The organism is Sporosarcina sp. FSL K6-1540 (assembly GCF_038620285.1).
In the GTDB taxonomy this organism is placed as follows: domain Bacteria; phylum Bacillota; class Bacilli; order Bacillales_A; family Planococcaceae; genus Sporosarcina; species Sporosarcina psychrophila.
This window is the reverse complement of sequence record NZ_CP152018.1, coordinates 1,174,314-1,199,439: the sequence shown is the minus strand read 5'-3', so window position 1 is coordinate 1,199,439 and position 25,126 is coordinate 1,174,314. Positions and strand designations below refer to the sequence as shown.

The following is a 25,126-nucleotide window of genomic DNA, read 5'->3' as shown; positions in this document are numbered from 1 at the left end:
ATTTAGGCGTTGTTAACTTAATTGAAAGTGTTGTTAAGTTCTAAAAAACCGGACCCTCACAAGAAGGATCCGGCACACGTATCACTTTTTCAATTCATCTTTCTCAAAGCCTGCAATTTCATAATAATAATCGCCGATGACACGTAGTCCTTGGTCGAAGTTTTCCAAATGGAAGTGTTCGTTCGGTGCGTGGAAGTTTTCTGACGCAAGTCCGAAGCCCATCAAGACGACGGGTAATTCTAGTATTTCATCAAATGCTGCAACGATTGGAATTGATCCGCCACCACGTGTATAGGCAGTTGGTACATTGTAAACCTTTTCGTACGAACGTCCTGCAGCTTGGATTGCAGGATGATCGAACGGTGTGATGAACGGTTTCCCTTTATCGAATTCGGTGACTGTTACAGTTACGCCTACTGGTTTATGTTTTTCGATATGCGCATTCAATTTCTCAATGATTTCGTCTGGATCTTGGTCAGGAACTAAACGGCATGTAATTTTCGCGCCTGCTTCAGCTGGCAGTACGGTTTTAATGCCTTCGCCTGAAAATCCGCCAAATACGCCGTTCACTTCAAGCGTAGGACGAGTCCATGTACGCTCAAGGTGTGAATATCCTCTTTCTCCGAACAGTTCTGTCACGCCAATTTCTTCTTTCAGTTCATCTTCATTGAAGCCAAGTGCTTGGTAGGCTTCGCGCTCTTCATCCAATAGAGGACGGACATTGTCGTAAAACCCTTCAATTGCAATCGTTCCTTCTTTGTCACGGAACGAGGCGAGAACTTCTGCAAGCGCATGAATCGGGTTTTGGACGCCTCCACCATATAAGCCGGAGTGAAGATCGCTTTTCGCACCTTGCACGTCGATTTGTACGCCGCACAGACCTCGAAGTCCGTAGCAAACTGCAGGTTGTCCAGGTCCTTGCATGCCTGTATCAGAAATGACGATGACGTCAGCCGCGAGCTTGTCTTTGTTGGCCTCAATGTATTTTTCGAGATTTGGACTGCCAATCTCTTCTTCACCTTCAATGATGAACTTCACATTGACTGGTAAACCGCCTGTCTTTTGCATAAGTGCTTCAACGGCTTTCACATGCATGAATACTTGTCCTTTATCATCACTGGCGCCGCGCGCATATAATTTGTTATCACGAACTTCGGGTTCGAATGGTCCAGTTTCCCATAAATTCAGCGGGTCAACCGGCTGGACGTCGTAATGACCATAGACTAGAATTGTCGGTTTTCCTTCTGCGTGGAGCCAATCGCCGTAAACAACAGGCTGTCCGTCTGTTTCGTCGATTGAAAGGTTTTCAAGTCCTGCTTCTTTGAATGAATTCAGCAACCACTCAGCAGCCTGTTGCATATCGTTTTTATGTTCGGATAAAGCACTAATACTTGGAATACGGAGGAAGTCTTTTAATTGTCCAAGATGTTCGTCCCGTTGTTCTTTAAAATACTCGTCAAGCGTCTCTAAATGATTCAACACAATCCCTCATTTCAAATAATTTCGTGAATAGAAATAGTATAGCAGATGATGTAGATAGTGAGTAAGAAAGACGAACGCAAATATGAATAATATGGTATGCTGTTTGAAAGTTATTAATTGGCTGAATATATAAATATGAAATTATTTCCGGGAGGAATCGCTTTTGTTTATCGCACTTGGATTATCTTTATTCCTGTCTTTTTACTTGTCAGGAAGTGAAACAGCACTTACAGCAGTAAACAGGAGAAAGGTCCAGTTTCGAGCAGATCAGGGAGACAGGCATGCGATTAAGCTGCAGAAACTGATTTCGAAACCGGACCGTATGATTACAGCAATACTTATCGGGAATAATACTGCGAATATTCTAATGCCAACTTTAGTTACAATGATAGCAATCGACAAGGGGCTAAGCGTCGGAATCTGGACCGGAATTCTGACAGTTATTATCATTGTCTTCGGCGAAGTATTGCCAAAAACGATTGCAGCGACTTTTTCCGAGCGAGTCGCTTATATGGTTACACCGTCAATTACACTGCTTGTGAAGTTACTAACACCTTTGACGGCTTTACTTGGTCTTTTCACAAATATATTCATCCGCATCATCTCGAAAGGGGCTGTAACGAAAGCTACGCTCACAAAAGATGACCTCCGTTCGATGGTTGACATTGCTTCTATAGAAGGAACGTTTGAGATGGACGAATCGAATCGGTTGAAGGAAGTACTCGACTTTGCGGAAAAAGATGTGTCCGACGTCCTTGAAACTCATCGTATGGATATCATCGGATTACCGATTGAAGCGACGTATGAAGAAGTTCGCGACACAATTTTGGAGCATTCTTACACGCGTTATCCTGTCTACGAAGAAAGTATGGATACGATTTTAGGTGTATTTTATTCGAAAATGTTAATCAAATGGTCGATTGATCCTGAACAGACTCTTGGTGATTTAATTGACCGCAATACGTTTTACGTAGTGCAGTCTGCTAGCGTTGAAAAAGTATTCAAAATGATGCTGTCGAAAAAGAAACATATGGCAATCGTTCTGGATGAATACGGTGGAACGCTAGGTATGATAACGCATGAAGATATTATCGAAGAAATGATTGGCCAGGACATTGAGGATGAGACAGATGATGACGAAGAAGAACTTGTCTATGAAAAGACGGATACTAGGTTAATCTGTCATGGCAGGCTTGAAATCGTGGATGCGATGGAGTTACTCGATATTGAATTGCCAATGGATCATGAGACGCTTGGAGGATTTGTACTGCAAGAGCTTGGTCACGTTCCAGAAGAAGGCGAACGCTTTACATACGATCATCTGCGTTTTGAAATCGAGGAGATGGAACGCAACCGGATTATCCGTATGACAATTACAATCAGTGAAGGTATAAACTGATTAACATGCATATCCCTGTAATCGAGTAAAACGGTTACGTTACGGGGATATTTTTTGTCTAGTGTCCGGCGTTCGATACATGGTGGTTCACAGGATGCATTCCTTCGAAAGATGCCTTGCGCTTTTCAATGTCTAGCTCCAGGCGCCAGCCGCTTGAGTCATAAGCAACCCAGCTGTGTGGCAAAGAGCGCCACGTCGCTGGGTCGACTTATGCCTGTCGCGTCTAGAAGGCGCCTTTCGCTTTTCAAGCTTACACGTTTGTAAGTATACTGAAAGAGAATACGATGGTTTGAAAGGTCCCGATTGCCGATAATGAGAACAACAGGTAGAAGACGGGGGCGTTATGTTATGAACAAAAATCTAAATGGGTTGTATGAAGAATATGGCCGTTACATATATCATTTATGTCTTAAATTAACACGTAATAAAGAGGAAGCAGAAGATCTTATGCAAGATGTATGGGTGAAAGTCGTTCGCTACAACGATCGGATGGATAGTGTCGACCATATGAAAGCATGGCTTACAACAATCTGTATGAACACATTCCGAGATCGTTACCGCAAAGACGTCAGAAGAAGCAAGCATGTGATGAACCAGCCGGAAACGCTCGATGTGCCGATTCTTGATCTTGTTCCGAGTGATAGTTTGACACCTGCGGAATTGCTAGAGCAAAATGACATTCAATCAATTGTTCAGCAAAAAATTGGTGAACTTGATGTTATTTACAGAAAAACAATTGAGTATTTCTATGTACATCAATATTCTTTGATTGAGATTGCAGAAGTAATGAAGGTCTCAATTGGTACGGTTAAATCACGGCTATTCCGCGCGAAAAAGTATTTGAAAGAACTGATGATTGCAGATACAGCAGTGCACGAATACGTCACTGCATAAGAGCGCAGCCAAAGGAGGCTGTGTTTTTTGTTTGTAAAAAAGTAATAGAGGGAAATTAGATAAATAGATTGGCATGTTTGAATGGGGATGGTTGTGTGTTGAAAAAGAACAAAAAGAAAGGCTGGAGCAAACGTAAGCGAATTATAGTGATAGTGCTGTCAGTGTATGCTCTTTTTTATATAGGTGTTGTTTTACTGAATACATTTAAAAAACTCCCCGAAGGAATTTCATACGAAGGTGATTTGCACTGGACTGACGAAGTTGATATGTTTACGGACTTGACCTATGCACAAAACAAAGACGGGGACAACATGGTGCATGAGTTGGAGATTTTCGATGAAGTCTACGCGATGATCGACCGGGCTGAGCAATTTATCGTGCTCGATTATTTCCTATTCGATCATTATTACGATGAAGACATAGAATTCCCGAAAATCGCACAAACAATGACAAAGAAACTGGTGGAGAAAAAACAGCAACATCCTGATATGCCGATTATTTTTATTACAGATCCGTTGAATACAGGATACGGTTCTTATGAAACAAAATGGTTCACAAAGATGGAAGATGCGGGAATCGAAGTCATCTACACTGATTTGGATCCGCTCCGCGATTCAATTCCAGTTTATTCTGGTTTATACAGGACGATATTCCGCTGGTTGGATATTGAGAAAACGAGCTGGATTGCAAACGCTATGTCAAGCGAAGCACCTAAAATGACGTTGGCTTCTTACATTACGTTACTGAATGTCAAGGCGAACCACCGCAAGACCGTTGTAACAGATAAAGAAGCACTGGTATCATCAGGAAATCCGCATAACGCTAGCGGTTTTCACGGTAATGTGGCATTGAAGGTGAAAGGCAGTGTACTGAACGATATTTTAGAGGCGGAAGAAGCGGTCGTCAACTATACGAATGGTGGAAAATTACCACGCGTAGAAGTGCCGGAACAAAACGGGGGAAACTATGCCGTCCAATATTTGACGGAGAAGAAAATCTTGGATGGGCTTCTTGGAGATATTGCGAAAGCGCAAGAAGGGGAAACAATTCGAATTGGGATGTTCTTCATTGCAAAACGTGATCTTGTCAATGCACTTATCGATGCTGCGAACCGCGGCGTCGATGTGAAAATGATTTTAGACCCGAATGAAAACTCCTTCGGTAAAGAAAAGTCTGGATTGCCGAACAGGCCGGTTGTACAGGAGATGCTGGAAGAAACGGATGGGAAAATTGATGTTCGCTGGTACAATACGGTTATTGGTCAATACCATACAAAACTCGTGGTTGTTCAGACAGCTAAAGAAACCTACATTGCGAACGGCTCTGCTAATTTAACTGAGCGCACGCTCGATAATTATAATCTAGAAGCCAATCTGCGGATCATTGCTCCGAATGACAGCGAGTTAACTAAAGAGATAGATACATACTTTAGTAGACTATGGAACAATGAGGATGCGCTGTACACGCTTGACGTGGAAGAATTTCAAGATGGATTCACTTTCTTCCAACGAGGTATTTATGGTTTACAGAAATTGTTGAAAATGACGACTTATTGAAGTGGGCAATAATTTTATGGCTGGTTTTTGAGTTGATATAGTTGGTTAGATAGGATATATAGTCGGTTTGCCAGCAGTTATAGTCGAATGGAAAAATGCCACACTTGTTGAATACCAAAAAGTAACCAGTGAATAACATGAACACTAACTGGTCGCTACGTGTATAGTCGATTTTGGATTGCTTTGGATTGGATGACTTCTATACGATTACCGAGATGTCTGGATATGTAGGGATGCGACTTTGTCGCATCCCTACATATTTTTGTCGTTAATCGTAGGGTGTTCCTTCATCCGTTGCGCACCAAATGGATCAGTACACGAAGTGCTAAAGCTTTTTGGGACGAAAGAATAGAGGGGCATCTACCTGGATAAAAGCCGCCAAAGATGCAATTTTGGCGGCTGAAATATTCTTTAGGGTTTGCTCATTTTTACTAGTAAAGAAGTGTTACTTTCTATAAAATAACACATGATTACATGCATACTCTTTGCTAATAGTAAGCAAGGAACGCATTGTTAACGTGCAAGAGTGCCCGAAATTGTATCTTCGGGCATTTACAATCCCTATAGAAAGTTATCTATTCGCTTCTTTCAAACATAACTGCATTTTTCACTTGAACATTGTAGGTACACGACAGGCAACTATTCGCAACAGGGTTACCGAAAAAAGTGTGGCTAGAAATGACTGAGTCACTTCTAGCCACACATGACTCACGGTAAATATGTCGTGATTAGTTCGCCGAAAGCGAACCGGAAATGATCCAGTGAAAATGGATTCTTCCAAGCCCTACTCACCAGTATTTTATGCAAATAGATGGTTAATCAACAGACGTGGAAAAATGCATAACAAAAAGGCTATCCTTTGTCCCGGATAGCCTTTTTGTTCATTCAAATTCAGCAAGTTGCTTGTTCAGTTCCGCGAGGCTTTCTTCCAACGTTGCAAGACGCAGTTCCGCTTTCTTGACGAAGCTGTCATTACCGGTCGATTCTAGCTTCTCGATATCACCTTGCAAACTGATATAGTCCATTTTGAGTTCCATGATTGCTGTTTCTACTTGACGTTTGTTCATCAGAAAAACACCTCAGCTTTTTTAAAAGTTAGAAAGTATAAGTTTTTTAACCTAGTGTCTAGACTCCAGCGCCTAGCCCCTGGGCCCACAGGACGTGGGTCATGCAGCTTTTGCGACAGGATGTCGCGATTCTAAGCTGCCTTCCTCTGTCGCTTCAGTCCTTAAGTTAAAGGCAAAGAGCGCCTTTATCTTAAGGCCCTCCAGCGCTTTTCGGGTCTACCAAGGCGCTTGCGCTTTTCCTTAGTGTAGCATATCGGACGTTTTTTTTCCTGCGCCGCCACTAGTATTGCGCTTCGGATACTCGAGGTAATAGCGTATCGCTTCGCATACAGCATCTTTTCCGTCCCCGAGCCCGAGTGCGGTTTGTCGTGCAATCGCTTTTTTGCGTAGCGGTTCGTGCAAGAGGGGTTCCATGATGGCGTTCAACAAACTCGATTGTTTTACTTTTCGACCGAGACCAAGATGAATGAAACCGTGCTGTTCTTTCGGAAAAGCAAGCCCCACTTCGAAATCATTCTGTGCGAGCACGACGCAAGGGATACCCATTACAGCGACTTCATAAGGCATGTAGCCAGAAGCGCATAAAATAATATCTGCTGCGGCGTAAATTTCGGCGTAGTTATACGGAGGCACCAATACGGTTGTATTCCGCCTTTCGAGTGCCATCATACGGATTGTACTTGTATCATGGGCATACTGTTCACCGATGAGAACGGTCACTTTGAGTGGGATTTGAAGTTGCATAATATGACGCAACGCCCGGTAGGTCAAGTTACCTTCATCCTCTTCGCCAAATGAAATCACTAAATGGGGAAGAGGTCCCAGTTGGGCTTTGCGAAGTCCAATGTGCTTAACTGAAGCCATTTGTTCGTCAGCAATGAAACTCTCTCGTCCAAGTACGTAATGATCTGGCGCACTATCATTCGATTCGACATACAATGTCTGGAATACGAGGTCAGCACATTTACCACCGTCGCCGAAATCATCGAAATGGATGATGGAGGGGACGAGTTCAGTTATTTTTTCAATCTCCTCTTGAATAGTAGAGCCGCTATCGCGGAGAAGTAGATCAGGTTTAATCGACGCGAGTGCCTGTAAAAATAGCGCATTGCTTGGGGTTGAAATTGCTTTAAATCCCTCGGGCACTGGCGGAGAATCCACTCCGCATAAGTATACGATATCTATTTCGTCAGCCAAGGCGTTTGTAATCATGGCTGCTCTGCGTGCGGGGTATGTCCCTTTTCCGTCCGACCTGGAAATATGGATGGCGACTGTTTTCTTTTGTTGTCCGTCTATTGGAATCACCCTTTCTTGCTAGATTGTTCAATTCATCCCTATAACCTTATGTATTGACCGATTGGGATATGTCTATTTCTAGTGGACTGAAACTGCCAGTATGGTAAACTAACATTATTTCCATTTGGGGAACGGAGTGATTCCATTGTTCGATTCACTATTATTCGAGTTAATGCTTGTTGTCTTAATCGGGATTTTATCGCAATGGACTGCTTGGAAATTTCGGATGCCAGCAATTGTTGTCATGTCTGTTGCAGGACTTCTCGTTGGCCCCATTTTCGGTCTTATTAACCCTAAGGAGAGTATGGGAGATCTATTCGGTCCAATTATTACGTTTGCCGTGGCAATTATTTTGTTTGAAGGCAGTTTGAATCTTGATTTTAAAGAAATTAAAGGCTTTAGTAAGCCGATAGCTCGTATTGTAACCGTTGGGGCATTCATTGCATGGATTGCTGGGGCGCTTGCAGCACACTATTTGGCGGGACTTTCTTGGGCAGTTGCCTTTGTTATCGGTGGTCTGTTCATTGTTACGGGACCTACCGTTATCTTACCGCTATTGAGGCAGGCGAAGCTGAAACCGCGCCCAGCCGCAATCTTGAAATGGGAATCGATTGTTGTTGATCCGTTTGGTGCATTGCTTGCGGTATTCGCTTTTGAGTTCATCAAATTTTTGAATAGCCAAGTGACATTGAATGCGTTGCTGTTGTTCTTTGCAGCATCTATTTTTGCGGTACTCCTAGGCTGGGGGGCTGCCCGGGTCATTGGAAGTGCTTTCGAGCGCGGCGGTATTCCAGAATTTCTGAAAGCGCCGGTACTCTTTGCGGTCGTCTTATTCACATTTGTTTTCGCGGATGAAATCATGCATGAGACAGGGTTGCTTGCGGTAACTGCAATGGGGATGACGATGGCGAATATGCGCATGACGTCGATGCATGACATACGGCAATTCAAAGAGAATATTTCCGTCCTTCTTATTTCGGGTATATTTGTCATGTTGACGGCGTCACTTAATCCGCAAATTCTCATCGAAATTTTTAATTTGAATATTATCTTGTATGTCTTGGCGATGCTAGTTATCGTCAGGCCGTTATCGATTTGGCTTGCAACAATCAATACGGAGTTAAACATCCGTGAAAAGATTCTAATAGGATGGATTGCACCAAGGGGAATTGTGGCTCTAACTGTTTCAGGCTATTTCGCGACGATTCTACTCGACAATGGCTACAAGGACGCAGAACTATTGACGGCGCTGACATTCGCACTGGTATTCTCCACAGTGGTCTTACATGGATTTTCGATTGGCTTCTTGGCTAAGAAGCTGAATCTAACAACAACGGACGAATCAGGTGTACTTCTCGTTGGGGGCAACCGATTCGCCGCAGAGCTTGCCCAATCGGTGAAAGAAACCGGCAATGATGTGCTGCTCATCGATCAGTCTTGGGCGGGTCTATCACATGCCCGAAAGCTTGGACTCAATAGTTACGTTGGGGATATCCTATCGGAGCAAATCGACTATCATCTCGACTTGACGCCATATCGGTATATCCTCGCAATGACGAAGACCGATACGTACAATGCACATATTTGTTCAGACTTTGCACCACATCTCGGAAGTAATAACTTGTATCAGACGGTATTCCACGTCGGGAACGAAGCTAATGAATTCACGATAACGGGAGGACAGTCGTTGTTCTCACCTGCCATTTCAATCTATGATTTGGAAGAGCGGATGAACGCTGGGCATGGTATTCGTAAAACGGTAATTACAAAACAATATAGTTACACACAATATTTACGTGAGCGGGATGACAAATTGATTTTGCTTTACATTTTACGTGCTGACGGCACAATTGAATTCTTCACACCAAGAATTGAACCACAGGCCTTCGCGGGTGATGCAATTATCGCGCTCACATCACCTGTGAAAACAATTGAACGGGTGAAAGAGCGTCTGGATGGAGTGAACGGTGAAACGTCGATATCCTATGAAAAAGTAGAAGATTTATTTACGAGGGAAGAAAAGCAGGTAAAGCCGGTTATTCCGGGAGATGCACCACTTTCTGCGAAATGAATGGAGTACCAAGTGGCTGACTAAGATCTGTAACAGGCAGATGGCCATTGCTTTTGATACATTGAACACCAATCGTAAAATATGAAATTGATGCAATTCCCTTAATCGGATTTTCCGGTTAGGGGGATTTTTTACGCCAAGGGCTGTATTCATTCGCCCGACATGCATCCAATCGCGTTCTCCCGTATAATCGATGTATGAAGAAGGGGGATTTACCTATGTCTAAATCACTTGTATTAGCTGAAAAGCCATCCGTAGCTCGCGATATCGCGCGGGTACTCGGCTGCAATAAAAAAGGAAATGGATTTCTTGAAGGAACCAATTATATCGTGACGTGGGCGCTGGGCCATCTAGTGACACATGCGGATCCAGAAGGCTATGGCAATGAATTCAAGGAATGGAAACTTGAACATTTACCGATTATTCCTGCACCGTTCAAACTGGTACCCATCCGCCAGACGATGAAACAGTTTAATGCAGTTAAAGCACAGCTTCTGCGCAACGATGTAAAAGATATTATCATCGCGACGGATGCGGGGCGCGAAGGAGAACTTGTTGCACGCTGGATTCTAGAACAGGCAAAAGTTCGCAAGCCCGTTAAACGGTTGTGGATTTCATCGGTCACCGATAAAGCAATCAAAGATGGTTTCAACAACTTAAAAGACGGCCGCGCTTATGAAAACTTATATCAGGCAGCAGTAGCCCGTGCGGAAGCAGACTGGGTTGTCGGCATTAATGCAACGCGTGCGCTGACCGTTAAATACAATGCCCAACTTTCAACGGGACGTGTTCAAACTCCGACACTTGCTATGATTGCAGAACGTGAGCATCAAATCCGTGATTTTAAGCCGAGATCATTCTACGGTATGCAAGCATTGACGGAAACCGCGAAGTTTACATGGCACGATAAAGCGGGTCAAACGCAGTCGTTCGATAAAGAACAGGTTGAAAAGTTACTCGAGAAAATTGACGGGGTTCATGCTGGAAAAGTGATAGAAGTAAAAACGACACCGAAGTCACAGCCAGCACCGCATTTATTTGATTTAACAGAGCTCCAGAAAGAAGCGCACCGTCGTTGGTCGTGGTCAGCGAAAGAGACGCTGTCGACATTGCAAAATTTATATGAGCGCCATAAAGCGGTGACGTACCCGCGTACCGATTCGAAACATCTGACATCAGATATGGAAAGCACGTTGAAAGAGCGCATTAAAGCTGTGGATATTGGTCCATATCGTAAAGCGACCAACTCACTTCTGCGTGCTGGCACTGTTAAACCGCAGAAAGGCGTCATTGATGACAAACGTGTATCAGATCATCATGCCATCATTCCTACCGAGGAAACGCCAATTCTTCAAAACTTATCTGATAAGGAACAACGTTTATATGATTTAATCGTCAAACGTTTTTTAGCTGTCTTCTTCGGTCCGTTCCGTTATGACCAAGTAACCGCTGAACTCGCAGTTGGCGGGGAGACATTCAAAGCAAAAGGGCGTACTGTTACGGATGAAGGCTGGAAAAAAGTTTATTCGACAGAGGAAGAAGAGCTAGACACGGATACACTTCCACCATTTACAAAAGGTGAAGAAGTGAAAATTCAAGCCATCGTTATGACGAACGGTCAAACAAAACCGCCTGCTCGATTCAATGAAGGAACTTTGCTTGCAGCGATGGAAAATCCTTCGCAGTTCATGCAGGGGGAATCAAAAGAACTTATCAAAACGATTGGTGAAACAGGCGGACTCGGAACAGTTGCAACACGTGCAGATGTCATTGAGCGGCTATTCAACTCGTTTGTTATGGAGAAAAAAGGTAACGATATTTACACGACATCTAAAGGACGCCAGTTGCTTGAGCTCGTTCCAGAAGATTTGAAATCACCAGCACTAACAGCGGAATGGGAACAAGGTCTAACAAAAATCGCGAATGGCCAGATGAAAAAAGAAGAATTTATGAAAAATATGATTGGCTTTTCGAAGCAAACCGTTACTGAAATTAAAACAGATGATAAAAAATATAAACATGATAATGTCACGGGGAAAGCGTGTCCAGATTGCGGTAAACTACTGTTAGAAGTGAACGGCAAACGTGGAAAAATGCTAGTTTGTCAGGACCGTGAGTGCGGTCATCGTAAAAACGTCTCAATGCTGACGAATGCTAGATGCCCAGTTTGTAAAAAGAAATTGGAGATGCGCGGAGAAGGCGACGGGCGAATTTTCGTTTGTAAATGTGGTCACCGTGAGAAGTTATCGGCATTTGAGAAGCGGAAAGAAAACTCGGGTGGTAAGAAAGCTGATAAACGCGATGTTCAGAAGTACATGAAAAAACAAGGAGCACCGGAAGAGTTGGAGAATACGGCGATGGCAGATGCGCTAAAGAAACTATTTGATAAGTGATTCCTTTATAGCGCTTTCGTAGGGTTTATTCTTCAAAATGAATTGGGTATACTTGAGTTAATAGATTTATGCAAATACGACAGTGTGGAGGTGAAGTAAGATGAATGCCGTTATGACCCAGGCTATAGCAAGCGATCCTATACAACGATATGATGCAAGCAGGCGCAGGAATGCTGAAAGTGCTTATAATCGTAATGTGCAATACAATGGGCAGAATCAGAAAACGGTTGAAAATCTAGAGGCTTTGTTGATAGGTAAGAAAGAACCTGAAATCGATCAATCGAAGAGGCCTGAACCTCGGCAGCTTGGCGCAGGACAAATGAAGCAGATTGCGCTGCCGATTGGAACGACGCTTGAAGAGACGATTGCTAGTTGGAAAGATGTGCGGGCTGAAGCAATATCAGAACCGGAACCGACAACGGCGGATTATAATCTTGCAGCAACTGCATCAGCAAAAATTATGCGGACAGAAGCGCAGATCATATTGCACAACAGGGCTCAATCCGAAATTGACATTACCTCAGCACGTGAAGAAGCCGATACTGCAAAAATGGCATCCAAAGAACTTCCCTCCGATCTCGAGCGCGAAATACTCATTACGCAAAGACGGTACGAAAAGGCGATTTCATCTTATTCTTTTCAAGTTTTAATGAAACAGAAGGGATTTGAAATCGATCGGCCGAGCTTTTATAAAATTGCATGAATGGATACGGAAGGTCGCCTAGTAAATGGCGACCTTTTGTTGTTGGAAAGGTGAGATGAACGAATGGCAAAGCAAGGTAAGCAAGTAAAAACGAATGCAGTGCGGATTTTGGATGGGGAAAATGTAATCTACGAACTAATGGAATACGACGTAAATGACGGTCTGGTGGATGGGATTTCCGTCGCAGAAAAAACAGGGCAAGCAGTGGACGTCGTTTATAAGACGCTTGTCACGATTGCGGGACCACGTGAACTATTCATTTTTTTAGTACCAGTAGCTGCCGAACTTGATTTGAAAAAAGCGGCAAAGGCTGCCGAAGTGAAAAAACTTGATATGCTACCGTTGAAAGAGCTGACGAAAGAAACGGGCTATGTGCGCGGAGGCTGTTCAGCTGTCGGGATGAAAAAGAAATACCCGACATTCATTGACAAATCAGCCGAAAGTCTCGACTCGATGATTGTTAGTGCGGGTAAACCAGGATTACAAATGAAACTGATTCCCGGAGAGTTGGCTAGGGTGACTGAGGCACTTTTTATCGACATAGTGAAAAGTTGACGGTCTGTATATAGGATAGAAGCCATGTTACAATGAATAGATTACAAGTAAGACATTCACGTTAGCTACGTGGGTGTCTTTTATTATTGCTAGCTACTTACACTATCATTAGGGAGAAGGACTTATATGAGAAAGATATTAATATGGAGATGGACATTCTTTTTGGTGGGTATGATGGTTCTGTCGCTAGGCATTTCAATGACGATTAAAGGTCAAAAACTTGGAATCGCTCCGTGGGATGTATTGCATGTCGGATTGTACAAAAACTTCGGCTTGACGATTGGAACATGGGGGATTATTTCAGGATTCATTATTATCATTTCAACTGCTGCTGTTTTGAAAGAATGGCCGCAGATTGGCACATGGCTGAATATGATTTTAATTGGACTCTTTATCGATTTATTCAACTGGCTGCTACCAGATATCACTTCGATGGGTGCGCAAATACTGATGTTCTCAGTGGGTGTAATTGTTATGGGGTATGGCGTTGGAATCTATATTTCACCAAATATCGGAGCGGGTCCGCGGGATAGTCTTATGCTCGTCTTTGTTAAAAAAACGGGAGCCAGCGTAAAAAAAGTTCGTACTACACTTGAAGTCATTGTCGCACTTATAGGCTGGTTATTCGGCGGTCCAATTGGAATTGGGACTGTGTTAATTGCTTTATTCTTGGGGCAAATTGCTCATTATACATTGCCACAATGCCGCAAGTTCTTGTTGAAAGTTATCGGCGAAGAGGAAGAAGACGCTTTATTTTAAATCGAAACTCATTAATTATTTTTAAGCATGTGCCTCGAAGCCGTGCTTTTTTTTATTGTCTGAGCATACGTTAATCGTATGTACAGAAAGGATGATCGGTATGTATGGAACGATAACCCAATATATGGGGACAGCCTATACAGGTGCTGGTATCTCCCATAAATATGACAAACTAATTGCATCGGCTTCACAAACGTTTTTTCTAAAATGTCCACCGACAAACGCCATCTCAAACGTGTTGAATGAAGCTACTACGCATTACTTAAAGCGTGGCTATGACGTCGATCGATTCATGGATCCTGTGCAACCCGACAAAACGGATGCAATTTATGTTAAAGGACCGAACTTGCTTATTCTACAAGCGTCACATCCAGTTGCACTCGAACCAGCGGATATCGGCGGTAAGCATAAAGTGATCAGCTTTTACGATGTCTATGATGAAGTCAAGTTGGTAGGGCAAAATGGAATAATTGTTGAAAAATTAGCTGAGTCTGGAATTGCACTCGGCAAAGCATTGCAATCGCTAGCGGAAGCAAAAGATATTCATGACGATTGGGAAAAAGTGAATATCAGAAGGATGATGTGGGAGGTTCATGAAAACAAAATAGCATCATTAAAAGAAGAATTATTTGGAACAATCAAGCTGAATAAGGAAGCGGCTGTCTCGCACAGGCTAATCGGTTCATTGACATCTGGAGGGGCGCAAGATTTCATCCCATCCATTACGAAGCGTTTGGAACGGAGAATTCTTATTAAAGGCCTTCCGGGAACCGGGAAATCGACACTTATGAAAGCGCTAGGCTCCGAAGCGGAAAAGCGTGGATTTGACGTTCAATATGGCTGGTGTGGGCTGGATCCAGCGGGAGTCGATTTAGTTATTTTCCCTGAACTGTCGGTATGTCTTCTTGACGCAACGAATCCACATGTTTACGATGTGGAATATCCGGGGGATGAATTGCTGGACCTCGTGCATATGTGTGAGGAAGATGCAGAGGCGGAAAAGGAAATCAGTGTAATTCACGAAGCCTACACGGAGAAAATGCTTGACGCGGCTGGCTATATGCAGGCCTATGCACAAGCGGAAAATAGCATGAAAGCTACGATGGATACTGCGATTATGCCATCCGTTTTTGAAAAAAAATCGAAAATTCTTTCGGAACTAACTTAACAAGTATGCGCTTTATACTACGATTGGGCCGGTCGTATGCTAAAATGGGGGTATCATTTGTTTGAAAGGAAGATTACATTGTCAAAAAAACTCACTGCATTTTTACAGGAGAATCTAAAAGAACTTCGCGATCAAGGACTTTACAACGAAATTGACCCTATTGAAGGACCAAACGGCCCAATCATTAAAATTAAAGGAAAAGATCTTATTAACTTGTCTTCAAATAACTATCTGGGACTTGCAACAGACGAAGATTTGAAAAAATTGGCGATTGCCGCAACTGAAAAATACGGTGTCGGTGCAGGTGCAGTCCGTACAATCAATGGTACGCTCGATATCCACGTTCAGTTGGAAAAGAAGCTTGCTGAGTTCAAAGGAACGGAAGCTGCAATTTCTTATCAATCGGGCTTCAACTGTAATATGGCGGCAATTTCCGCTGTCATGACTAAAAAAGACGCGATTCTTTCGGATGAATTAAATCACGCATCTATTATCGACGGCTGCCGCCTTTCCGGTGCGAAAGTCATTCGTGTTAATCACCAAGATATGGACGACCTCCGTGCAAAAGCAAAAGAAGCAACGGAATCCGGCCTGTATGAAAAAGTGATGTACATTACGGATGGCGTGTTCTCGATGGACGGCAATATCGCCAACCTTCCTGAAGTTGTGAAAATCGCGAAGGAATTCGACTTGATCACTTATGTCGATGACGCGCACGGTTCAGGCGTTACTGGTAAAGGAAAAGGGACCGTCAAACATTTCGGTCTTGAAAAAGAGATTGACCTCCAAATGGGTACCCTATCGAAAGCAATCGGTGTTGTCGGCGGCTATGTTGCAGGAACGCAGGAATTGATTGACTGGCTGAAAGTTCGTTCACGTCCATTCTTATTCTCGACGGCACTTCCTGCAGGGGATGTCGCTGCGATTATGGGCGCATTGGACAAGATATCGGAATCCACAGAGCTGCATGATAAACTTTGGGAAAACGGTAATTACTTAAAAGCGGGACTTAAGAAATTAGGTTTCAATATCGGTGCTTCTGAAACACCAATCACACCATGCATCATCGGCGAAGAGAAGCTGACACAACAATTTTCTAAACGTCTTGCGGAAGAAGGCGTCTATGCTAAATCAATCGTCTTCCCAACAGTCGCTAAAGGAAAAGGTCGCGTCCGCAACATGCCAACTGCAGCGCATACCAAAGAAATGATTGACGAAGCACTCGTCATTTACGAAAAAGTTGGTAAAGAACTGAATGTAATTTCATAATAAATGAGGAATCCCGGATGGCTTGTATGCTGTCCGGGATTTTTTAGGGGTTAGAAGGATCGCTGTGGAGTCATGGCAAGCAATCACTTAATCAATCGACTGGACCTAAACTTGCATCCTTCAAGACAAATAGGAGAAAATGAAAAGAAAAAGGGGGAACCCTGATGACGTTTGAAGAAGTGATGAAGCAGTTTGAAGAATTCGGCAATGAACAAACGAAGACAACATTCTTGAATCATGGAGCATCCGAACCGTTTTTCGGTGTTCGTGTAGGCGATTTGAAGAAAATCTTAAAGTATATTAAGAAAGATCATGAGCTAGCGCTTCGACTTTATGACACTGGAAATTCGGATGCGATGTATCTCGCAGCGCTTGCAGTGGATCCAAAACTGATGACAGAGGATGATCTTCAGCGGTGGGTAGACGCGGCGAATTGGTATATGAATGCAGAATATGCAGTGGGATGGGTTGCAGCGGAGAGTCCAAATGCGCTTAAACTAGCAAGGGAATGGATTAGGTCTGACCGTGAAATGACGGCGGTTGCCGGTTGGAGCACTTATTCGAATTATATTACGTACGCAGGAGCGGATGAGCTGGACTTGAAAGAAATAAGTTCATTTTTACAAGAAATCTGTAACACCATTCATGAAGCGCCTAACCGAGTGCGCTATAATATGAATCAGTTCATCATTTGTGTAGGAGCCTATGTGCCTGAAATCCGTGATGAAGCAAAAAAAGTTGCAGAAGCAGTTGGGAAAGTACATGTCGATGTCGGAAATACTGCGTGTAAAGTTCCGCTTGCAACAGATTATATTGAGAAAGTACTAACACGCGGTGAACCGAAGAAAAAGAAAACGGTTCGCTGTTAATGAAAATTTGAGTAATATCAACGAACAAGCACATACTTATACAAACAAAAAGCCCTTAACTAGGGGCTTTTTTCATTCGTTAAATTTAAAAATCACCTAATTATGAAGTAACACATATCGTTGCATGTTGAATTTATTTATCTCACCACCGTGAATCTTACATTTTTCTTTAATTATACTGGAGAAGTTTGGTAGTAATTTGTAGAGGTTTAAAACAATGTTGTCTTTTCTAGGAGAACGTTTTATAATGAATTAAAGCTATAGAATCAGTGAAGTTATAAAAATATAATTTTCGTGTACTCTCCATAAATACAAACGTTTGAAAGCGGGGAATAATTTATAATGAAAAAAATCATGGTTACGGGTGCTTTAGGTCAAATCGGTTCAGAATTAATTACAAAGTTACGTTCAGAATATGGTACAGAGAATGTCTTGGCGACAGATATACGTCGCATGGATTCGGCAACAGATGGCCCATTTGAAATACTTGACGTTACAGATGCGAACAATATGCATGCGCTTGCAAAGGATTTCGGTGCAGATACGATGATGCACATGGCTGCATTATTATCTGCTAAAGCGGAAGATGAGCCATTATTTGCATGGAATCTCAATATGGGCGGTCTTATGAACGCACTTGAAGTATCACGCGAACTGGAAATGCAGTTTTTCACACCAAGTTCAATCGGTGCATTCGGTCCTTCAACACCGAAAAAAGATACACCGCAAGACACATTGCAACGACCGACGACAATGTACGGTGTCAATAAAGTTGCAGGTGAATTACTATGCGATTACTATTTCCACAAATTCGGAATGGATACGCGCGGCGTTCGTTTCCCAGGGCTCATCTCATATGTAGCTCAACCGGGCGGCGGAACGACGGATTACGCGGTCGATATTTACTACAAAGCACTTGAAGAAGGGAAATACACTTCTTATATTGCAGAAGGAACACGCATGGATATGATGTATATGCCGGATGCGTTACAGGCGATTGTTGATTTAATGGAAGCAGATCCAACGAAACTGATTCACCGCAATGCATTTAATGTAACGGCTATGAGTTTTGAACCGTCTGAAATCGCAGCTTCTATAAAAAAACAAAATCCCACTTTTGAAATGGCATACGATGTAGATCCAGTACGCCAGGCGATTGCTGATAGCTGGCCAGATTCGATTGATCCAACAGCTGCTATAAATGAATGGGGCTTCAAAGCGAACTATGATTTGGATAAAATGACAGTGGACATGTTGTCGAAACTGAAAATTAAATTGAATGTGTAAAATAAAAGCCGCGGAAAATTTTCCGCGGCTTTTATTTTGGAATGAAAGATGGCACTTCCTTATCGAGCCGATCATAAGCTAAGTCAACCGATCACATCCCACACGACCCGATCATATCTCACGTCGCCCGATCATAAGCTACGCGACCCGATCATATCCCACGTCGCCCGATCATAAGCTACGCGACCCGATCATATCCCACGTCGACCGATCATAAGCTACGCGAACCGATCATATCTCACGTCGACCGATCATAAGCTACGCGACCCGATCATATCTCACGTCGACCGATCATAAGCTACGCGAACCGATCATATCCACGTCGACCGATCATAAGCTACGCGAACCGATCATATCCCACGTCGACCGATCATAAGCTACGCGAACCGATCATATCCCATGCTAACCGATCACATCCCACGTAGAACCAATCATAACCACCCACAAAAAAGACCTTGCACTAATCTGCAAGGTCTTCATGTTTCATTAAAATAAAAGATGTGCCACTCCTGCGATAATCGGTAATGAAATGATTGTGCGCAAAAGGAAAATGGCAACAAGTTCGAAAAAGTTTACCGGAATTTTTGAGCCTAGCAGAAGTCCCCCAACTTCCGCCATGAAAATGAGTTGTGTTACTGAAACAGTGGCAACAACAAACAATGTCAACTCAGATGTAATCAGCCCATTCGCAAGAATTACAGGCAGGAACATGTCCGTGAATCCGACGACCATAAGTTGCGCCGCCTCTGCCGCCTCAGGGATACCTAGTATGGACAGAATCGGTTCGAACGGTTTCCCTAAAATCGTGAAGACACTTGTATACTCTGCAAGAATTAATGCAATTGTTCCGAAAGCCATAACGACTGGAATAACACCAATCCACATATCGAGGACGTTTTTTAGGCCCTCTGAAAAAGTTTTAACCATTGAACGACTGTTATTCGCTTTTGTTAATGCGTTTTCAAGTCCATGTGAAAAAGCACTGTATCCTTCTGGTAATTTTTCTTCATCGCCAGTAAATGGTCTACCGTCTATGTATTCTTCTTTCTTTTTTGAAAGAGGATAAATCCGCGGCATAATAAATGCAAGGATCAGACCAGTTAAAACGACCGTACCGTAAAATGGTAAGAAGTAAGCGCCAAGTCCAACTTCTTCAATGATAACGATAGAAAATGTAATCGATACAACAGAGAAAGTCGTTCCAATAATGGCTGCTTCTTTCTTCGTATAAAAACCTTCTTCATATTGTTTACTTGTTAGCAAAACACCAATTGTTCCATCCCCAATCCATGATGTCAGTGCATCGATGGAAGAACGACCCGGTATTTTGAAAAGAGGGCGCATGACTTTTACCATCATTGTTCCAAAAAACTCAAGTAAACCGAAATTTAGAAGAAGTGGTAAGAGAATTCCTGCGAATAAAAAGATTGTAAACAGGAATGTAACGAGACCGGTTTCACTTAGCAGAAGTCCCCCAGTATTTTCATTCCAAATAGCTTCTGGGCCAACTTGAAGCAAGGTAAGTACCGCTAAAGTAGCACCTATAATTCGGACGATTGTCCAAAAGAGCGATACTTTGAATAAATTTGTTATAAAGGATGGCTTGGCTTTGTCCCCTCGAATAGCCAAAAATACAACCGAACCAAGTGCCGCGATAATTAGAGTAATTGTAGCGACCCATGGCATAACCGGAGCAATCGCCCCTGATAGTAAATCGGCAAATATGGCAATTGGTATTTTCCAGTCCCCGGCATACTTCATCGGGATCATGAACAAAAGAATACCGAGAATTGATGGAACTAGAAAATAGAACCATGTGGATAAAGCAAATTTTTTCATTTTATATTCCCCTTTTTGTAACAGTATAACATGTATATGGTGAATAATTATACACATTATATTGTTTTATATCTTAATGAATAAAGTATATACTATTATAACTTTTCAGTCTATTGATTTCGGAAAACCTTGTAGCTATCATATAGTAACGAATTTTGTTCTACGGTATAAATAGTTTGATTAGTTAATAAAAATACATGAAAAAAGAGACTATAAAATCAAGGTGATTTCGTAGTCTCTTTCTATATGAATATTCCTGAAGAGAAGCATTTATAATCCTCTTATTCGAAGTCTTTATCCCACTGATAGGTATAAAAACGCTCAAAGTTAAGCCATTTAAGTGCATCTGGGTCCTGCGCTTTCCATTTTATCTCCATGTCTTTCATCATCCAAACGGTTTGGGATGCATGAGCTTTGAGTGTTGCGATTTTTTTATCTGCATTTGCTGAAATATCGTGAATGACATCGGGCTCGCCGAGGACTTCAACGGTATTATTCGCAAAGGCGAGTGTATGAAGTGTAGGACGTTCTGTTTCTGGCATTCTTCGGACTGCACGCACAACTGCACGCGCAGTAGCGTCGTGATCGGGATGAACGGCAAGTCCGGGATAGAATGTGATGACGAGTGAAGGATTCGTTTCTTCGATTAAATCTGCAATTAGTTTAACCATTTTTTCATCATCTTCGAATTCAATTGTTTTATCACGGAATCCCATCATACGTAAATCATCGAGTCCCATTGCTTCACACGCTTTTTTCAATTCTTCTTTGCGAATTTGAGGCAATGTTTCGCGATTTGCAAATGGTGGATTGCCAAGGTTACGTCCCATTTCACCTAATGTTAAGCAAGCGTAGGTAACAGGCACGCCGATATCTCTGTAAGAAGAAATGGTACCGGATACACCGAATGCTTCATCGTCTGGGTGGGGGAATACGACAAGTACATGACGTTCTTTTTTAATCATTAAAAAATTGCCTCCTTAATTAATAAGTGAATGGTGTTTCGCTGATTTCAAGTGCGACTGCAAGTTTTCCTTCTGCATCGAGTCCCGCCATAAGCAAACGCCCGTGTTCGTCGAGTTTATAATGAGTGATGCCTTGCGCATAAATCCAGCCAGATGGCAGTTTTAATCCGATGCGGTGAGGCGAATCGCCAGCCACTTTACCGAGTTCGAATTTGATAACGATATTGCGAATGAATGCTCCAGCGTTGAAAACACTTTCATTGAAGTGGGTAGCATATGAGCCGTTCGTTGTTTCAAGATGAATGTACACATCTTTATTAACAAAAGAAGTTATGAGTTCCTGTAAATGATCTGGTTTTACTAATTCCATGAATAGCCCTCCTTAAAACTGTAAACGTTCTTCTCTTTAGTATATAGAAAGGGGCTGTTGAATGCGATTCATGGGTCTTGACGTAGAGAGTGTTCGACGAATCGAGGAGTTTCCGACGAAATTGAAGAAGTGTCCAACCATTCTCGTAAAGAGTCCAACAAACCGTAAAGCTTCCAACGAAGTTCGTGAAGTGTCTAACAAACTCCTCAAGATGTCCAACAGATTTGTAGAAGTGTCCAACCATTCACGGGAAGTGTCCAACAAATCGTAAAGCTTCCAACGAAATTCGTGAAGTGTCTAACAAACTCCTCGAGGTGTCCAACAGATTTGTAGAAGTGTTCAACCATTCGTGGAAAGAGTCCAACAAACCGTAAAGCTTCCAACGAAATTGGTGAAGCGTCCAACGAACAGAACAAAAAAAGGCCAAGAGACAACAGCTCTTGGCCTTTTAATTGAAATAATGTTATTAAATTTCAGTTGTTGTGATTTCAGGTGCGCCGAAACGGTTTTTCGCTCCGTGCATAACAGGTCCGACGTATTCGTTCAGTTTCCAGCCGTTTGCAATGGCTGCTGTGACGAATTTTTTTGCCTCAAATACAGATTCCTTTACATCTAGACCATTTGCTAGGTTTGCTGTGATTGCTGCGGCAAACGTACAGCCTGCGCCGTGATTGTAAGTTGTCGCTGTTTTTTCCGCTTCAAGAAGAGTGAACGTTTGGCCGTCAAAGAACAGATCCACGGCTTTATCGTGGTCAAGCTGTTTGCCGCCTTTGATGACAACATTGCGAGCGCCTAGTGAATGGATTTTTTCTGCAACTGCTTTCATATCTTCAATCGTTTTCGGTGTTTTTGTGCCAGCAAGTTGTCCTGCTTCGAACAAGTTCGGTGTTACAATTTCTGCTTTTGGAAGAAGGAACTCAACCATTGCGTCTACTGTTCCAGGATTCAATACTTCGTCTTCACCCTTACAAACCATAACTGGGTCGATGACTACATGACTGAGGCCTGATTCTGAAATCGCGTTTCCTGCAATTTTGATGATTTCTTCTGTGCTAAGCATGCCAGTTTTAATTGCATCGATTCCTGTTGAAAGTGCAGTTTTGATTTGCGATTTCAAAACGTTGACTGGCAATGAGTAAACGCCGTGTGACCAATTATTGTCTGGATCCATTGTCACGATGACCGTAATTGCCGTCATTCCATATGTACCGTGCTCTTGGAATGTTTTTAAGTCCGCAGCAATCCCTGCGCCGCCTGATGTATCGGATCCTGCGATTGTTAAAGTCTTTTTAAGCGTCATAATTGGTCTGTCTCCTTTTTTGGATAAATTCTAACTTAATCTTATCAAAAAAATCGGAAATTACAATTGTCCGATGTTATCAGCTTTCATCATTTTGAAAACGGAGTATGTGAGCAGTGCCGCAATACTACAAATCACAGCAGCACCGATAAAGTGTTTGCTTATCATAAGCCCGATTGCAAGAGCAAACATGACGATAATTCCACACCCTATAAAAATAAGGAAAACGACGAGTCCAGCGTTTTTAGAACGTTCTGGCACGCGATTACCATGTTTCGCGGCTTCAGAAACTTTTTTCATTTTGTCGCGTAATTGCATATCAGCCATGTCGCATCCCTCCCATACAATCGTACCATGTCTTTCTAGTTGTTTGAAAGGGAACTTTCCTATAATGTTAACGTATATGATAGTGTCGGAAAAAGAGGAAAAGAGGGATGAAGTGGCGGATGACAAGAAAATCGAACAACTAATGAAAGAATTAAAAGCTTCCAAAGAACAAACTGCAGTGACGGTAGAAGAAGTAGAAGACCGTCCGCACGGATTTTGGCGTGTCGGGAAAGTGTTTTTTTCGGTATGGAAAAAGTCGTTCATCGCAATTGCCCTTCTAATTTTACTGTTGATTGTCGCTTTGCCGTTTGCAACATTCTTCATTTTAAAACAAGGGAGCACATTTACAGAACAAAAAGGCGCATTCCTTGAACAAATCCAAGACTTGAACGAACTCGCAACTGCTGAAGCTTATACCAAGGTTATCATTGAACGACAAGATAATACATTGTTTGGACAAAGCATCGGACTCAATTTACCAGGAACGAAACGGCAGTTGTTGGTTGTTATTCCGGGATCAGTGAAAGCTGGTGTCGACATGTCCGGCCTTACGGAAAAAGATGTCGTTGTCGATGAAAAGAAAAAAACAGCAAAACTTACTTTGCCGCCTGCTACCTTTTTAGGAGGAGCAGAAATTTATTTTGATAAGGTTGAAGTGTATTCCTACGAAGGAGTCTTCCGAGAAAAAGCAAATATTGAAGAGGCCTATGAACTTGCCGCTGAAGCAAAAGTGCTTATATTGGAAGATGCCACGGGACAAGGTGTCTTGCTAACGGCGCAGCAGAATGCCGAGAAAACACTAAAAGAAATGTTTTCATTTGCGGGCTACGATGTGACGATTGAATTCAAGGAGCAGTGATGGGTTGTGCATAAGGAACTTTTCGGTAACGATTGGGATGAAGTCTTGGATGATGAATTCGAGAAACCCTACTATAGTAAGCTGCGTGAATTCCTAAAGAAGGAATATGAGGAAGAAATGATTCATCCACAGATGGATGATTTGTGGACTGCATTTAAGTTGACTCCTTTTAATGAGGTAAAGGTCGTTATATTGGGACAAGATCCGTATCATGGACCTGGGCAAGCACATGGATTAAGCTTTTCCGTAAAGCCCGGCGTCAAAATACCGCCTAGTCTTCGCAATATGTTCAAGGAACTCGCAACTGATATCAATTGTCTAATTCCAGAGGGCGGGACATTGACGGGATGGGCGCAACAAGGCGTACTCATGTTAAATACGGTACTTACTGTAAGGGATGGACAAGCGCATTCGCATCGCAAACAAGGGTGGGAGACGTTTACGGATGAAGTAATCCGGCGTTTGTCGGAGCGAGAAAATCCAATCGTCTTCGTCTTATGGGGCCGTCCTGCGCAAGAAAAGAAGAAACTCATTGATGTATCGCGACACGCAATCATCGAATCGGTTCATCCAAGCCCGTTAAGCGCGAGTCGCGGTTTCATCGGTAGCCGTCCGTATTCGAAGACCAATCAGTTGCTTGAATCGTGGAATGAGACGCCGATTGACTGGTGCCGAATAGGCGGCGTGCTGTAAGTAGA

At 42.7% G+C, this 25,126-nt stretch carries 22 protein-coding genes; 14 read left to right on the top strand and 8 right to left on the bottom strand.

The features are described 5' to 3' along the window. Positions 1 to 81: 81 nt before the first annotated feature. Positions 82 to 1,479, bottom strand: a complete 1,398-nt coding sequence (locus tag MKY15_RS05295) for a dipeptidase (RefSeq protein ID WP_067213311.1) — start codon at positions 1,477 to 1,479, stop codon at positions 82 to 84. A 166-nt stretch (positions 1,480 to 1,645) separates the two neighbouring features. Here MKY15_RS05295 and MKY15_RS05290 point away from each other — a divergent pair, with 166 nt between their 5' ends. The 3 genes from MKY15_RS05290 to MKY15_RS05280 all read left to right on the top strand — a co-directional run bounded on the left by MKY15_RS05290 (position 1,646) and on the right by MKY15_RS05280 (position 5,331). After that, positions 1,646 to 2,881, top strand: a complete 1,236-nt coding sequence (locus MKY15_RS05290; protein WP_067213309.1) for a CNNM domain-containing protein — start codon at positions 1,646 to 1,648, stop codon at positions 2,879 to 2,881. A gap of 348 nt (positions 2,882 to 3,229) precedes the next feature. Further along, positions 3,230 to 3,775, top strand: coding sequence for an RNA polymerase sigma factor (locus MKY15_RS05285; protein WP_067213306.1), 546 nt, complete (start codon positions 3,230 to 3,232; stop codon positions 3,773 to 3,775). A gap of 98 nt (positions 3,776 to 3,873) precedes the next feature. Further along, on the top strand, positions 3,874 to 5,331 hold the full coding sequence (locus MKY15_RS05280; RefSeq protein ID WP_342539202.1) for a phospholipase D family protein: 1,458 nt from the start codon (positions 3,874 to 3,876) through the stop codon (positions 5,329 to 5,331). Positions 5,332 to 6,212: 881 nt separating this feature from the next. On the opposite strand, the gene MKY15_RS05275 is transcribed toward MKY15_RS05280, so the two are convergent. Together MKY15_RS05275 and MKY15_RS05270 are read right to left on the bottom strand one after the other, a co-directional pair. Continuing rightward, entirely contained in the window at positions 6,213 to 6,398 is a 186-nt protein-coding gene (locus MKY15_RS05275) for an SE1832 family protein (protein WP_067213302.1), read from the bottom strand. A 240-nt stretch (positions 6,399 to 6,638) separates the two neighbouring features. Next, the gene (locus tag MKY15_RS05270) at positions 6,639 to 7,703 is read right to left on the bottom strand and encodes a hypothetical protein (protein WP_067213300.1); all 1,065 of its coding nucleotides are present in this window, start codon (positions 7,701 to 7,703) and stop codon (positions 6,639 to 6,641) included. Between the two features lie 136 nt (positions 7,704 to 7,839). Here MKY15_RS05270 and MKY15_RS05265 point away from each other — a divergent pair, with 136 nt between their 5' ends. From MKY15_RS05265 to MKY15_RS05225, 9 genes are all read left to right on the top strand, one after another. Further along, on the top strand, positions 7,840 to 9,765 hold the full coding sequence (locus MKY15_RS05265; RefSeq protein ID WP_342539201.1) for a sodium:proton antiporter: 1,926 nt from the start codon (positions 7,840 to 7,842) through the stop codon (positions 9,763 to 9,765). Positions 9,766 to 9,983: 218 nt separating this feature from the next. Beyond that, positions 9,984 to 12,158 carry a DNA topoisomerase III gene (locus tag MKY15_RS05260; protein WP_340766887.1) on the top strand — a complete coding sequence of 725 codons (2,175 nt, stop codon included), beginning with the start codon at positions 9,984 to 9,986 and terminating at the stop codon, positions 12,156 to 12,158. Between the two features lie 100 nt (positions 12,159 to 12,258). Beyond that, positions 12,259 to 12,861, top strand: a complete 603-nt coding sequence (locus MKY15_RS05255; protein ID WP_067213296.1) for a hypothetical protein — start codon at positions 12,259 to 12,261, stop codon at positions 12,859 to 12,861. A gap of 63 nt (positions 12,862 to 12,924) precedes the next feature. Continuing rightward, the gene (gene ybaK / locus MKY15_RS05250; protein WP_340740914.1) at positions 12,925 to 13,416 is read left to right on the top strand and encodes a Cys-tRNA(Pro) deacylase; all 492 of its coding nucleotides are present in this window, start codon (positions 12,925 to 12,927) and stop codon (positions 13,414 to 13,416) included. Positions 13,417 to 13,542: 126 nt separating this feature from the next. Continuing rightward, the gene (locus tag MKY15_RS05245) at positions 13,543 to 14,175 is read left to right on the top strand and encodes a YitT family protein (protein ID WP_067213292.1); all 633 of its coding nucleotides are present in this window, start codon (positions 13,543 to 13,545) and stop codon (positions 14,173 to 14,175) included. A 100-nt stretch (positions 14,176 to 14,275) separates the two neighbouring features. After that, a complete protein-coding gene (locus MKY15_RS05240; protein WP_067213289.1) occupies positions 14,276 to 15,343 on the top strand; it encodes a hypothetical protein in 1,068 nt (355 codons plus the stop codon). A gap of 78 nt (positions 15,344 to 15,421) precedes the next feature. Beyond that, on the top strand, positions 15,422 to 16,612 hold the full coding sequence (locus MKY15_RS05235) for a glycine C-acetyltransferase (RefSeq protein WP_067214080.1): 1,191 nt from the start codon (positions 15,422 to 15,424) through the stop codon (positions 16,610 to 16,612). A gap of 164 nt (positions 16,613 to 16,776) precedes the next feature. After that, entirely contained in the window at positions 16,777 to 17,481 is a 705-nt protein-coding gene (locus MKY15_RS05230) for a DNA alkylation repair protein (protein WP_342539199.1), read from the top strand. A 342-nt stretch (positions 17,482 to 17,823) separates the two neighbouring features. After that, a complete protein-coding gene (locus MKY15_RS05225; protein WP_342539198.1) occupies positions 17,824 to 18,768 on the top strand; it encodes an L-threonine 3-dehydrogenase in 945 nt (314 codons plus the stop codon). Between the two features lie 486 nt (positions 18,769 to 19,254). Here the strand turns inward: MKY15_RS05225 and MKY15_RS05220 are convergent, their stop codons facing one another. From MKY15_RS05220 to MKY15_RS05200, 5 genes are all read right to left on the bottom strand, one after another. Beyond that, positions 19,255 to 20,607, bottom strand: coding sequence for a YjiH family protein (locus MKY15_RS05220; RefSeq protein WP_187045954.1), 1,353 nt, complete (start codon positions 20,605 to 20,607; stop codon positions 19,255 to 19,257). A 281-nt stretch (positions 20,608 to 20,888) separates the two neighbouring features. After that, the gene (gene bshB2 / locus MKY15_RS05215; RefSeq protein WP_067213280.1) at positions 20,889 to 21,572 is read right to left on the bottom strand and encodes a bacillithiol biosynthesis deacetylase BshB2; all 684 of its coding nucleotides are present in this window, start codon (positions 21,570 to 21,572) and stop codon (positions 20,889 to 20,891) included. Positions 21,573 to 21,591: 19 nt separating this feature from the next. Continuing rightward, on the bottom strand, positions 21,592 to 21,942 hold the full coding sequence (locus tag MKY15_RS05210; RefSeq protein ID WP_067213278.1) for a YojF family protein: 351 nt from the start codon (positions 21,940 to 21,942) through the stop codon (positions 21,592 to 21,594). Between the two features lie 466 nt (positions 21,943 to 22,408). Beyond that, positions 22,409 to 23,242 (bottom strand): bifunctional hydroxymethylpyrimidine kinase/phosphomethylpyrimidine kinase, encoded by an 834-nt coding sequence (gene thiD, locus MKY15_RS05205; protein WP_067213275.1) that lies wholly within the window; start codon positions 23,240 to 23,242, stop codon positions 22,409 to 22,411. A gap of 60 nt (positions 23,243 to 23,302) precedes the next feature. Further along, positions 23,303 to 23,569 carry a hypothetical protein gene (locus MKY15_RS05200; RefSeq protein ID WP_067213274.1) on the bottom strand — a complete coding sequence of 89 codons (267 nt, stop codon included), beginning with the start codon at positions 23,567 to 23,569 and terminating at the stop codon, positions 23,303 to 23,305. Between the two features lie 64 nt (positions 23,570 to 23,633). Here MKY15_RS05200 and MKY15_RS05195 point away from each other — a divergent pair, with 64 nt between their 5' ends. Both MKY15_RS05195 and MKY15_RS05190 read left to right on the top strand, forming a co-directional pair. Further along, positions 23,634 to 24,428 (top strand): DUF4230 domain-containing protein, encoded by a 795-nt coding sequence (locus tag MKY15_RS05195; RefSeq protein WP_342539196.1) that lies wholly within the window; start codon positions 23,634 to 23,636, stop codon positions 24,426 to 24,428. A gap of 6 nt (positions 24,429 to 24,434) precedes the next feature. Next, the gene (locus MKY15_RS05190) at positions 24,435 to 25,121 is read left to right on the top strand and encodes a uracil-DNA glycosylase (protein ID WP_342539195.1); all 687 of its coding nucleotides are present in this window, start codon (positions 24,435 to 24,437) and stop codon (positions 25,119 to 25,121) included. Positions 25,122 to 25,126: the final 5 nt, after the last annotated feature.

Bases quoted from the DNA above. Each gene is read 5' to 3' on its own strand.
- MKY15_RS05285 (WP_067213306.1), top strand. From the start codon at position 3,230: ATGAACAAAAATCTAAATGGGTTGTATGAAGAATATGGCCGTTACATA.
- MKY15_RS05275 (WP_067213302.1), bottom strand. From the start codon at position 6,398: ATGAACAAACGTCAAGTAGAAACAGCAATCATGGAACTCAAAATGGAC.
- MKY15_RS05260 (WP_340766887.1), top strand. From the start codon at position 9,984: ATGTCTAAATCACTTGTATTAGCTGAAAAGCCATCCGTAGCTCGCGAT.
- MKY15_RS05255 (WP_067213296.1), top strand. From the start codon at position 12,259: ATGAATGCCGTTATGACCCAGGCTATAGCAAGCGATCCTATACAACGA.
- ybaK (WP_340740914.1), top strand. From the start codon at position 12,925: ATGGCAAAGCAAGGTAAGCAAGTAAAAACGAATGCAGTGCGGATTTTG.
- MKY15_RS05245 (WP_067213292.1), top strand. From the start codon at position 13,543: ATGAGAAAGATATTAATATGGAGATGGACATTCTTTTTGGTGGGTATG.
- MKY15_RS05240 (WP_067213289.1), top strand. From the start codon at position 14,276: ATGTATGGAACGATAACCCAATATATGGGGACAGCCTATACAGGTGCT.
- MKY15_RS05230 (WP_342539199.1), top strand. From the start codon at position 16,777: ATGACGTTTGAAGAAGTGATGAAGCAGTTTGAAGAATTCGGCAATGAA.
- MKY15_RS05225 (WP_342539198.1), top strand. From the start codon at position 17,824: ATGAAAAAAATCATGGTTACGGGTGCTTTAGGTCAAATCGGTTCAGAA.
- MKY15_RS05220 (WP_187045954.1), bottom strand. From the start codon at position 20,607: ATGAAAAAATTTGCTTTATCCACATGGTTCTATTTTCTAGTTCCATCA.
- bshB2 (WP_067213280.1), bottom strand. From the start codon at position 21,572: ATGATTAAAAAAGAACGTCATGTACTTGTCGTATTCCCCCACCCAGAC.
- MKY15_RS05210 (WP_067213278.1), bottom strand. From the start codon at position 21,942: ATGGAATTAGTAAAACCAGATCATTTACAGGAACTCATAACTTCTTTT.
- thiD (WP_067213275.1), bottom strand. From the start codon at position 23,242: ATGACGCTTAAAAAGACTTTAACAATCGCAGGATCCGATACATCAGGC.
- MKY15_RS05200 (WP_067213274.1), bottom strand. From the start codon at position 23,569: ATGGCTGATATGCAATTACGCGACAAAATGAAAAAAGTTTCTGAAGCC.
- MKY15_RS05195 (WP_342539196.1), top strand. From the start codon at position 23,634: ATGTTAACGTATATGATAGTGTCGGAAAAAGAGGAAAAGAGGGATGAA.